General features: G+C 40.5%; 10 protein-coding genes and 1 pseudogene. 7 read left to right on the forward strand and 4 right to left on the reverse strand.

Annotated elements, in window-relative coordinates; translation table 11 throughout:
• Window positions 1–566: 566 nt before the first annotated feature.
• On the reverse strand, window positions 567–761 hold the full coding sequence (locus tag NCCP133_RS21505; RefSeq protein WP_264807275.1) for a hypothetical protein: 195 nt from the start codon (window positions 759–761) through the stop codon (window positions 567–569).
• 138 nt (window positions 762–899) lie between these two features.
• Between NCCP133_RS21505 and NCCP133_RS21510 the strand changes: the two genes are divergently transcribed.
• On the forward strand, window positions 900–1,229 hold the full coding sequence (locus NCCP133_RS21510; protein WP_264807276.1) for a hypothetical protein: 330 nt from the start codon (window positions 900–902) through the stop codon (window positions 1,227–1,229).
• 388 nt (window positions 1,230–1,617) lie between these two features.
• On the opposite strand, the gene NCCP133_RS21515 is transcribed toward NCCP133_RS21510, so the two are convergent.
• Window positions 1,618–3,246, reverse strand: a complete 1,629-nt coding sequence (locus NCCP133_RS21515; RefSeq protein WP_264807277.1) for an ATP-binding protein — start codon at window positions 3,244–3,246, stop codon at window positions 1,618–1,620.
• 248 nt (window positions 3,247–3,494) lie between these two features.
• On the opposite strand from NCCP133_RS21515, the gene NCCP133_RS21520 reads away from it, so the two are divergent.
• From NCCP133_RS21520 to NCCP133_RS21540, 5 genes and pseudogenes are all read left to right on the forward strand, one after another.
• Window positions 3,495–3,947, forward strand: coding sequence for a DUF305 domain-containing protein (locus tag NCCP133_RS21520; RefSeq protein ID WP_264807278.1), 453 nt, complete (start codon window positions 3,495–3,497; stop codon window positions 3,945–3,947).
• Window positions 3,948–4,909: 962 nt separating this feature from the next.
• On the forward strand, window positions 4,910–5,473 hold the full coding sequence (ahpC, locus tag NCCP133_RS21525) for an alkyl hydroperoxide reductase subunit C (RefSeq protein ID WP_264807279.1): 564 nt from the start codon (window positions 4,910–4,912) through the stop codon (window positions 5,471–5,473).
• A 14-nt stretch (window positions 5,474–5,487) separates the two neighbouring features.
• Window positions 5,488–7,017 (forward strand): alkyl hydroperoxide reductase subunit F, encoded by a 1,530-nt coding sequence (gene ahpF / locus NCCP133_RS21530; protein WP_264807280.1) that lies wholly within the window; start codon window positions 5,488–5,490, stop codon window positions 7,015–7,017.
• Window positions 7,018–7,099: 82 nt separating this feature from the next.
• Window positions 7,100–7,337 (forward strand): annotated as a pseudogene (locus NCCP133_RS21535) (GIY-YIG nuclease family protein); the annotation flags it as partial.
• Complete coding sequence (locus NCCP133_RS21540; protein ID WP_264807283.1) at window positions 7,322–7,576, forward strand: nucleotide pyrophosphohydrolase; 255 nt, start codon at window positions 7,322–7,324, stop codon at window positions 7,574–7,576. The pseudogene NCCP133_RS21535 and the gene NCCP133_RS21540, both read left to right, overlap by 16 nt.
• Before the next feature lie 257 nt (window positions 7,577–7,833).
• Here NCCP133_RS21540 and aspA read toward each other — a convergent pair whose 3' ends face one another.
• Window positions 7,834–9,264, reverse strand: a complete 1,431-nt coding sequence (gene aspA, locus NCCP133_RS21545; RefSeq protein ID WP_264807281.1) for an aspartate ammonia-lyase — start codon at window positions 9,262–9,264, stop codon at window positions 7,834–7,836.
• 299 nt (window positions 9,265–9,563) lie between these two features.
• Between aspA and NCCP133_RS21550 the strand changes: the two genes are divergently transcribed.
• Window positions 9,564–10,238, forward strand: coding sequence for a DUF421 domain-containing protein (locus NCCP133_RS21550; protein ID WP_264807282.1), 675 nt, complete (start codon window positions 9,564–9,566; stop codon window positions 10,236–10,238).
• A gap of 116 nt (window positions 10,239–10,354) precedes the next feature.
• Here NCCP133_RS21550 and NCCP133_RS21555 read toward each other — a convergent pair whose 3' ends face one another.
• Window positions 10,355–10,513 carry an L-lactate permease gene (locus tag NCCP133_RS21555; protein WP_264807284.1) on the reverse strand — a complete coding sequence of 53 codons (159 nt, stop codon included), beginning with the start codon at window positions 10,511–10,513 and terminating at the stop codon, window positions 10,355–10,357.
• Window positions 10,514–10,984: the final 471 nt, after the last annotated feature.

Below are 10,984 nucleotides of genomic sequence, written 5' to 3' on the forward strand. Positions count from 1 at the left end.
AACTCTCCATATAAGAGTTGATTAAGCTCGATTTGTCTTTTCAAAAAAGACTAAAGAATTAACGTTGACGTTTCTGTTTTGTTTAGTTTTCAAAGAACTAATTTGTTGATCTTCTTTCGAAGTGACAACGAAATCTATCTTATCATCTTCTTCTGCAAAAGTCAACTTCTTTATTAAAACTTTTACTGTTCAATGTCACAACAGAATGAAAGTTTTTTGATGCCGTTGAGCAATTCCCCCTCAGCGACAAGTATTATCTTACAATAATTAATAGACAGAAGTCAACACATAAAATAAAAAAAGTGCAAGCTCTACTTAAACCCCAAAAAATTCAAAAGCAAACACCTTTTCTTCTATCTAAAGAATAAATTTTTCAGTCCACTGCTTAATTAATGATAACATCGCTGGGATGAGCGGCTTAGTAAGGCTATCTTTATAAATTGACTTTATTTTAATCATCGATGCGGGTCCTTCCTGGTCTCTCAGCAAATGATTCATCTCTTTTACATTATAGACCTCAGCAGGCCCATTCGCTTTTTTTGCAAAAAGATGTACATGCTCGGGATTCACCTGAACATCTTTACTTCCGATAAAGGCCAAGACCGGACATGTGATTGATTTTTCACAAAGGCATCCCGATCAACCGGTCCTGATCCATGGAGAATAACCACAAGAGGATGTTTTCCTGCGAATTGTTCCGGAAAGCTGACCTTTCCTTTTAACACGACAGCTGTCTGAAACTTAATTTCGCGCTCTCTCATTATCTCAGCACCTCAATCTTTTGGTCTATACATATAAGACGCTTTACCAGGAAAATCGATCAGTTTTTCTTCTTCATTCAATAAATTTTTATGGCAATACTACTAAGTAAATTCTTGTATGACAAGGAGGGGGATGGCATGACACGGAAATCTGCCGCCAGCAAAGAAGAAGAAAAAGAGGATTCGCCTGAGGTGGAAGCAGCACCACCCAATGTAAAAATTGAAGATGAAATCAGCAAACTTAATCGGATGCTTGCAGCTGTCTTAGATTACTTATCTGATGATGAAGTGGAAGAAATCGATATTGAATATCTTCTAACCCACACGGAAGGGTTACGGAAATGGTGGGACCAGTATAGAGAGAAAAACAAAAAACAAATTGAAGAAGAAATAAAAAAATCTCTCGGAAGACTCTCTCTGGAAGAACTTGAAAGCATCAGGGAACAGATAAAAGAGAAAGCCAAATAACAGGAAGCAAAAGGGCTGCGGGGCTCACTCCTGCCTCCCCTATCCTGCTCTTCCTTTTCTGATAAACCCATTGCTTTCAAAAAATAAGCCCATGGCAGAAGACATCAATAAAAAAGCGCAGGGCGCCGAGTCCACCCCCGGCAAGCACAAGACGAGCCTCATGGAAAGGCGTTCTTTGACTTTTTGAGAGGATCAGCTTGTGACCTCGAGGAGGCAGGCTGCTTGCGCTAGACAGTTCTCTAAGTTCAAAGGGATATAAATTCTGATATCATAAAAAGGCAGGAAGCAATAGCACCTTGCGCAACCCCAAGTTTTGTTGTCACACATGCAGAAGACGTGGTTTTAAACCCCATAATGAAATAAAAGAGTGCCCTTTGTAGGCACCCATTTATTCAAAATCACTTTCCAGCGGAAAAGTGATTTCAATTAACGTTCCCTCATTCAGCTTGCTTCTATACAGAATACTGCCATGATGCTGTTTAATAATCTTATGGCAGATCATTAATCCTAGGCCTGTCCCTTTTTCTTTCAAAGAATAAAATGGCTCTCCTAAACGCGGCAGAAATTCTTCAGGGATTCCGCAGCCCTGATCTAAAACAGAAACCACACACTGGCCTTCTCGGCCTTGCCGGAGAGAAATCTCAATCTCCCCTCCCTTATGCATGGCCTCCATGGCGTTTTTTATAAGGTTCAGGAAGACCTGTTTAATTTGGTTTTTCTCACATGTAATCAGAAAATCAGATTCTTCAAAAAGGAGGCTAAACTGAATTCCATTCATATTGGCCTGCGGCAAAAGAATCTCTGCAGTATTCTCAATTATCTCCTTCAGACTAGCTATGTTCATTTGAATGGCCTGCGGTTTTCCAAGCGACAGCATTTCGGTCGTGATATGTTCAATACGCTCCAGCTCGCTTAGCAGCAATTCATTAATTTCCCGGTTGTCACTTTTATACAGCTGCACGAAGCCTTTAATCGTTGTAAGAGGATTCCGGATTTCATGGGCCACCCCAGCTGCCAGTTCCCCAACAATCGATAGCTTCTCAGATTGCAATAGGAATTCTTCAGCTTTTTTACGTTCAGAAATATCTCTGCTGATCATCACAATATGCTCAATCACTCCATTTTTGCCCTCCACAGGCATACAGCGTGATTCAAATTCGATCCAATGGCCTTTTTGGTGCTGAAGACGGAACTCCATTGACATTTCTTCATTGTCTTCAAATATCTTCTCAAGGTTAGCCAAAAATATGTCTGCCTCTTCCGGATGAATGATAACGTTCACATCCATCTCTTTTAGTTCAGGCACTTCATATCCCAAAACAAACTCATGTGACGGAGACAAATAGCTTAAAGTCAGATCTCGATCCATCACGGCAATAAGGTCTGAAGTGTTCTCAGCGATGATCCGGTACTTGAACTCGCTTTCTTGCAGCGTCTTTTCCATGCTTTTTTTCTCATTGAAATTCCGGATCAGCCTCTCATAGGACTCAATCAGCAAACTTCCAACCGTGACGCCTAGCCCAACAAACAAAAGATATTGAAGGTGAAACATAGGGCTGCTCCTAAAAACGTTAAACAGAATCGGCACGGTAATTACATAGATCACCGAATAGGTTCCAAATAAAACCGCCGTTGTTTTAATGGGATTTACCCTGGAGCTAAATTTATGTACAGCTGTAAATACACTCATAATAATCAGCCATCCTACTATAGCAGGCTCCCAATTGTCACTTACTAAGAGCCTGGACACCAGGGCGAAAATACCCGTGATGAACCCTGCCCCTTTTCCTAAATAGGAAAAGACCAATATGAGAATGGCATAGCGTATATCATAGGAATAGCCCTGCTCATGAAAAGATAACCCTACAAGAATCGCCGTTACGGCCCCTGCATAAAGTCCCCCCCACAAGTGGAGCTGCCTGATCGGCCTATGATTAATAAACGAGCGGATGACTAAAGGTGTACTGACAAATAGAGAAAATATGGAGAGATTAATAATGTAGTCTAATAGAATCACCGAAGCTCCCACCTAATTAATCAATTTCTTACTATTCTATCTTTATCATAAACTAGGGCTTCTATCGTTGCCACAACTATTTTAAGAGTATTTAGTCATTTGCAGCTCTCTTCAGCGGGCATGAACCAAACAAAAGAGCCAGTTCCTCTCATATTAGGAGAAACTGGCCATAAGTCCTGTTCAAGGAATACCTAAGCAGGGTATTCCAAACCATACAGGCTAGAGTATTTACGAAAGGAGGAAAAGCATTGAAACAATATGGTAAATTTTTCGCTATGATTGTTGTTTCTACGTTTATTATGTACTGGCTTATGTTCTTGAACGTATTCCAATTCGATCATATCTTTTACAGCCAAACGAGAGTATTTATGGCACTTATCATGGGATCTATTATGGCAGTTGTCATGCTATTGTTTATGTGGAAAATGTATAAAAATACGAAAATGAATGTGGCTATACTGGCAGGAAGTGCCCTCGTGTTCGCTCTATCACTTTGGCTTGTAAGGAGCCAAATAACTGTTGATGATACCGGATGGATGAAAGCGATGATTCCCCACCACTCTATCGCCATCCTGACAAGCGAACGCGCCAACATCAAAGACCCGCGCGCTCGAAAGCTTGCAGATGACATTATTAAAGCCCAGCGCAAGGAAATCAGAGAGATGAAGAAATTAATCGAGGATCTTGAAGATGAGAAATAGACCTTCTTTTAACGAATGACTTTGGTCTTGTGCCGATGTCATTCGTTAATCATGCTTACCAAACCTTCTCATTCTGTCCATCAGCATGTCCTCAGAGCGGTTATTCTCACCCTTTACAAAATCAGTCCTGTAAAACGCTAAAAAATCACCCATAATGATTCAGTGTATTCAACAATAATTCTTCAGCATTTAGAAGGGATAAATAAAAGAAATGGAAAAACAATAGGATTGGTTTATCCGCAAACGGGAATAATAATTTAATGGAACATACGATTTTGTTCAAGAGTAAGAAAGTATAACTTTGAACTTAGATACTGTCTAGCTCCAGGCGCCATCGGCTCGAAGGTTTAAGCTTGTCTAATTTCGCCTCCTGGGGACTCTCGGGCCTAAGCTTTCCCTCCAGAAGGAAAAACCGCCTTCTTACTGGGTCGGCTTATGCTTGCTGCCCCTGGGCAGTCACCTTAACATTTCCGCCCAAAAGATTAACGTACAACCTTTCAGCCGGCTCGTCTTATCCTTGTCGCCGATAGGCAAACGCTTTAGGCTTTTCTTAAGAAGCTCGCAGCTCTTCAATACGCAATCATCAGAAATTTGTGCCAATAAATTTTAATTCTCAATTATTAACTTTATTATCACATTAGTTGAGAGTGGCGGAGGCAAAATAAGGGAAAGCGAAAAGAAATAGAGTTATACTGTAATTAAGGGTGCTCCGCCTATATAAACCCTCATTTCGATGTGGATTTTTCACAAAAATTCTCATTTACAGCTGTGCCATTATTACTACTGACGGCTTGTTTAGAACTTTCAAAATTGGATCCAAATAGAAAAAAGAATTTCACAGCTTATCCCTTGACAAAAATTTTATCGTATATGATAATAATTACCGAATTAGAATTATTATTAAATAGTTCGCTATTTAATTAATAATCATATCACTCAACCATTTTAGGAGGAATTTAATCATGGCATTAATCGGCAAAGAAGTACTTCCATTCTCAGCAAAAGCTTTCCATAACGGTGATTTCATCGATGTTTCTGAAGAAAACTTCAAAGGCAAGTGGAGCGTAGTTTGCTTTTACCCAGCTGACTTCACATTCGTTTGCCCTACTGAATTAGAAGATCTTCAAAACGAATATGCAACTTTGAAAGATATGGGAGCAGAAGTTTATTCTGTTTCAACTGATACACACTTCACTCACAAAGCTTGGCATGACAACTCTGAAACAATCGCTAAGATTGAATATGTGATGATTGGCGACCCATCTCAAAGGCTTTCCCGCAACTTCGATGTATTGAACGAAGAAGCTGGACTAGCTGATCGCGGAACATTCATCATCGATCCAGATGGCATCATCCAAACTGTTGAAATCAACGCTGGCGGCATCGGCCGTGACGCAAGCCAAGTTGTAAGCAAGCTTAAAGCAGCACAATATGTACGCAACAACCCGGGTGAAGTTTGCCCAGCTAAGTGGAAAGAAGGATCTGAAACACTTAAGCCAAGCCTTGACCTAGTAGGTAAAATCTAAGGAGCAGGATAAACATGTTACTTGATGCAGATATAAAGGCACAATTAGCTCAATATCTTCAAATGCTTGAGGGCGATATACTGCTAAAAGTCAGCGCTGGATCAGATAAAGTATCCAGCGACATGCTGGCTTTAGTGGATGAATTGTCCAGCATGTCCTCCCGCATTCAAGTTGAGCGCGTTGAATTGCAGAGAACGCCAAGCTTTAGTGTAAATCGACCTGGAGAAGACACTGGCATCACATTTGCCGGCATTCCTCTTGGACATGAATTTACATCCTTAGTGCTTGCACTGCTTCAAGTTAGCGGAAGAGCACCTAAGGTTGACCAAAAAGTCATTGACCAGGTGAAGAACATTCAGGGAGAATATCATTTTGAAACTTATGTCAGCCTAAGCTGTCATAACTGTCCTGATGTGGTGCAAGCTCTTAACGTCATGAGTGTTCTAAACCCTGCTATTACTCACACGATGATTGATGGCGCAGCTTACAAAGAGGAAGTTGACGCAAAAGAGATCATGGCAGTGCCAACTGTTCTCCTAAATGGCGAGTCTTTCGGCAGCGGCCGTATGAGCCTTGAAGAAATTCTAGCCAAATTGGGAACTGGCCCAGACGCATCAGAATTCGCTAATAAAGACCCATATGACGTACTTGTCGTCGGCGGCGGTCCAGCGGGTGCCAGTGCAGCCATTTATGCAGCACGCAAAGGAATCCGAACAGGAATTGTTGCTGAGCGTTTTGGCGGACAGGTTATGGATACATTGGGCATTGAAAACTTTATCAGCGTTAAGCACACAGAAGGTCCTAAGCTTGTCGCAAGCCTTGAAGAACACGTGAAAGATTATGGCATTGACGTCATGAACCTTCAGCGTGCCAAAGGCCTCGAGAAGAAAGACCTTGTCGAGATCGAGCTTGAAAATGGCGCGGTTCTGAAAAGTAAATCCGTTATCCTTTCAACTGGTGCACGCTGGAGAAACGTGAACGTACCGGGTGAAGCAGAATTCAAGAATAAGGGTGTGGCTTACTGCCCTCACTGCGATGGTCCATTGTTTGAAGGCAAAGATGTAGCTGTTATCGGCGGAGGAAACTCCGGTGTAGAAGCAGCCATCGACCTTGCAGGGATTGTAAACCATGTAACCGTCATTGAATTCAATCCGGAACTGAAAGCTGATGCCATTCTGCAAGAGCGACTTCACAGCCTTCAGAACGCAACAGTGATTACAAACGCTCAAACAACAGAAATCACTGGAACTGATAAAGTAAACGGTATTTCATACAAGGATCGTGAATCAGAAAAAGTTCACCACATTGACCTGCAAGGTGTATTCGTCCAAATCGGCCTAGTTCCTAACACAGACTGGTTAGGCGGCCAGATCGAACGCACTCGCTTCGGCGAAATCGTTGTGGACAAGCACGGTGCAACAAGCATCCCTGGCGTATTTGCTGCAGGCGACTGTACAGATAGTGCTTACAAGCAAATCATCATCTCCATGGGATCTGGTGCTACTGCAGCTCTAGGTGCGTTTGACTATCTGATCCGAAACTAAGATTGAATTTAAAAAGCCGCTTCTGCCCAGGCAGTAAGCGGCTTTTTAGTATTAGGTGCCTGACCCCCGGCACTCTAAAAACAAACGGCCGTCTGCATACATCGGACAAACTGTCCAAGCTGCACGGAGGCTGAAGAATCATATAGAGGATAAAAGGAGGAAGAGTTTAAACCGCACTATCTTGATCGGTCATGAGAAATTTAATCAATCGGCGACTTACAATATTGAGTCGAATCTGATTAACTATATTATTGCCGACAACCACTACCAGCTGCAAAATGTCTCCCAGACCAGATCCCGAGTGATGCACAGAAAATACCACAATCCTAAGGATCTCGCCATCTCCATCTCAATCGAAGCAGCAGAACTACTGGAAGACTTTCAATGGATCAGCAGCGAAGAAGCACTTATAGAAAATAAGGAAAACATCCGGGAAGAAATCGCTGGTGTTTTGATCTACTCACTCTTGCTATGTTCCGACCTCGGGTTGGATGTCAAAGAGATTGTGGAGGAGAAGATTGTAAAGAATGGGAAGAAGTATCCGGTTGGGGACAGATAAGGAGAGGCTTCTTGATACCCTTTGGGAGAGTAACAGTAGTATATTGTTTGAAGTTTGATATTTAATATATGTTGTGGTGCCATGTATGTGTGGTCAGGCACTAATTTTAAGGGTTCATGACGTCCATATCCAATGAAAATCCGGAAAGATGGTCGCCGTAAAGGATTAATGAAACAAATCGCTCAAATAATAAAAACTTCGTTCAATACCGTACAAGTAATGCCTGTCCCCAAATGTCTGGAGACAGGCATTTCCATTTAGTGTCTTTCCAGCAGCGCAGCACCTGCGATACCAGGATCCGTCATTTCATACGGATCTAGTATTAAATCCAGTTCTTCTTCTGTCAAAACATCATATTTTAAGCATAATTCCCTGATTGGAGAACCAGTTAAAATAGCTTCCCTCGCTATTCTCGATACTACTTCATAGCCGAGGTGAGGGTTAACTGCTGTAATAATTCCCACACTCTTCTCAACATATTCCTTTAGCCTATCCTCGTTTGCTTCGATACCTTTTACACAATGGTCTGTAAACGTATTGAACGCATTATTCATAATGCTGATCGATTGCAAAAGGTTAAAGATTAAGACTGGCTCCATCACGTTCAATTCTAGCTGCCCAGCTTCAGATGCTAAAGAGATGGTGTGGTCATTTCCGATTACTTGGAAAGCAACCTGGTTGATAAGCTCCGGCAGTACAGGATTTACTTTTCCCGGCATAATGGAAGAACCCGGCTGTCTCGCTGGAAGTGAAATTTCTCCAAGTCCTGCTCGTGGGCCTGATGCCATTAACCGCAAGTCATTTGCGATCTTAGACATATTGATCATGCAGATTTTCAATGATCCGGAGACTTCTGTATAAGAATCCGTATTCTGCGTTGCGTCTACAAGATGTTCTGCGCCTGTAAATGGCAGGCCGCTGATGTCAGCAATGTGTTTCACGACTAAATCAATATATTTAGGGATGGCATTAAGTCCAGTTCCAACTGCCGTCGCACCCATGTTTAATTCATATAAGTGCTGTTTGGATTGTTTAATCCGCTTAATATCCCGCGCAATGACACGGCTATATGCTTCAAATTCCTGGCCAAGCCTGATTGGAACCGCATCCTGAAGATGAGTCCGTCCCATTTTAATCACATGGTTGAATTCCTTCGATTTTTCAAGGAAAACGGAATGCATATGTTCCATTGCCCCGATTAACTGATCCAGCAGCTTTAATACAGAGATATGCATGGCTGTCGGGAAGGCATCATTCGTCGATTGTGACATATTGACATGAGTATTAGGGCTGCAATGAGAATAATCGCCTTTTTCATGGCCCATTATTTCAATCGCACGGTTAGCAAGGATTTCATTCATATTCATATTAATAGACGTTCCGGCACCACCCTGAATTGGATCAACAATGACCTGATCATGCCATTTTCCTTCAATCATTTCATCCGCTGCCTGGACGATCGCGTCTCCGATGCCTGAATAAAGCCGCTTAACTTCCATATTCGCCATGGCCGCTGCCTTTTTCACCATCGCCATTGCTTTTATTAACTCCGGATGAATTCTGTAGCCGGTAATCGGAAAGTTTTCAACCGCACGAAGGGTCTGAACGCCATAATAGGCATCGGCAGGAACTTCCTTAGAGCCAAGAAAATCTTTTTCAATTCTGAACCTGTTCTTTGCTGCTAACATATATTTCATACTCCTTTATATAAACCTTTCAGATATATATAGGTTTTGTAATGACTAATCCTTCGTATCCACTATAATGCGGATCGGGGGAATAAGCAATGATTATTGGACAAGTAAAAAGTGCCTGTCCCCCTCATTTTTTAAATCAGGTGGGGATAGGCACTTGAGTTTATACTCTCAAAAACACCTCATATTAACCATACTATCTTTAAAAAAGTACGTATCACCCTCCTGATTGTTGGTAAGGATGATAGTATAAAATTTTTTCAGTTTCTAAGATGCGCAGGGGGAATAGAACAGTGGAAATTATTCAGATGTCCGCAAAATTAGTTCTAGGTTTCTTTTTGCTATATTTTTTAATCAGAATAATAGGAAAGAAACTAATAGGACAATTTACTCCATTTCATTTTATTTCAGCAATTGTTCTTAGCGAATTGCTGGGAAATGCTGTTTATCAAAATAATGTACCCATTATCTATATTATTTTTACTATAGTTATATGGGGTGGTCTGCTTTTCCTGGTTGAATACCTCGCTCAAAAATCCCTATTATTAAGAGAATTAATGGAAGGCAAACCTTCCATGGTTATAAGGAATGGCCAAATTGACTTTGAACAATTGAAAAAAAGCAAAATGAACATTAATCAACTGCAAAGCCTTCTGCGCCAAAGTGAGACTTTCTCAGTTCGTGAAGTTGCATTTGCCTTTATCGAATCAAATGGCTCCATTAGCATATTAAAAAAATCACCTTATCAAAAAACGACTTTGCAAGACTTTAATATGCCTCCTCAACATGTATATCTCCCCATAACACTTATTAGTGATGGACAAATTATTAAAGAGAATTTAGAAGAAATAAACAAAGATAACAGATGGCTAAATAATCAGTTGTTAGCCCAAGGCGTCCATAAAATTAAAGACGTCCTTTTGGCTGAATGGCTGGAAAATGATAAATTATTGGTTATAACATACTGAAGCAAAAAGCAAAAGTGCCTATCCCCACATACTTTAAAGCATGTGGGGACAGTGAAGTTTTGTTTATATTGACTAAAATGGCATGTACCAGCAAGGCCTCTGTCCTTATAGAAATGCTAGAAGAATAATGACAATATAAATGTCCAAATACATACAAATATCAATAACCCAAAGCTATATTTTAATGTCATTTTCGTTAAATCTGCTTCTTTTCCTGTCTCACCAACAGCGCCATTCCCTACTAATACAATTTTGTTTCCTAATGTTAAATTCATTATAATTTCCCCCAGTATTAATTTGTGAAATATTTCACATTTTTTCTTAAAAAAAATACTGTTTACAATCATTCACTTAGCTAATTTGATTCATTCATTTTATGTGAATACATTCACATATCGATTTAAAAAATAACAGAATGGTTATTTGTGAAATTATTCACAAGAAAAATATATCAATTTTTTTAGTTTTGCGCAAGTCTTTTCTTACACTTCTTTTTGTAAAAAGTAAGTCATTTTTTGAAAACAGTATATGAAATATGTATTAATTGGCTGACGATTTGACTTGGAAAACGTTACTTTTATCGATGGACCATATGATCTCACCATCCACCATTAAACCTGGACAAAGATTCGAATCAAAATCGCCTGTCCCCACAGACTTTAAAGCAGTTGGGGACAGCGTATAATGGCAAATAAGTCAAGGGTCCAATTAAGATAAAAAAGACCGACCTTAAGCAGAACTCTCAT

It is taken from the genome of Cytobacillus sp. NCCP-133, assembly GCF_026011715.1.
In the GTDB taxonomy this organism is placed as follows: domain Bacteria; phylum Bacillota; class Bacilli; order Bacillales; family Cytobacillaceae; genus Cytobacillus.

Excerpts from the sequence above, each read along its gene's own strand:
- ahpF (WP_264807280.1), top strand. The coding sequence starts at position 5,488 with ATGTTACTTGATGCAGATATAAAGGCACAATTAGCTCAATATCTTCAA.
- NCCP133_RS21505 (WP_264807275.1), bottom strand. The coding sequence starts at position 761 with ATGAGAGAGCGCGAAATTAAGTTTCAGACAGCTGTCGTGTTAAAAGGA.
- aspA (WP_264807281.1), bottom strand. The coding sequence starts at position 9,264 with ATGTTAGCAGCAAAGAACAGGTTCAGAATTGAAAAAGATTTTCTTGGC.
- ahpC (WP_264807279.1), top strand. The coding sequence starts at position 4,910 with ATGGCATTAATCGGCAAAGAAGTACTTCCATTCTCAGCAAAAGCTTTC.
- NCCP133_RS21510 (WP_264807276.1), top strand. The coding sequence starts at position 900 with ATGACACGGAAATCTGCCGCCAGCAAAGAAGAAGAAAAAGAGGATTCG.
- NCCP133_RS21555 (WP_264807284.1), bottom strand. The coding sequence starts at position 10,513 with ATGAATTTAACATTAGGAAACAAAATTGTATTAGTAGGGAATGGCGCT.
- NCCP133_RS21540 (WP_264807283.1), top strand. The coding sequence starts at position 7,322 with ATGCACAGAAAATACCACAATCCTAAGGATCTCGCCATCTCCATCTCA.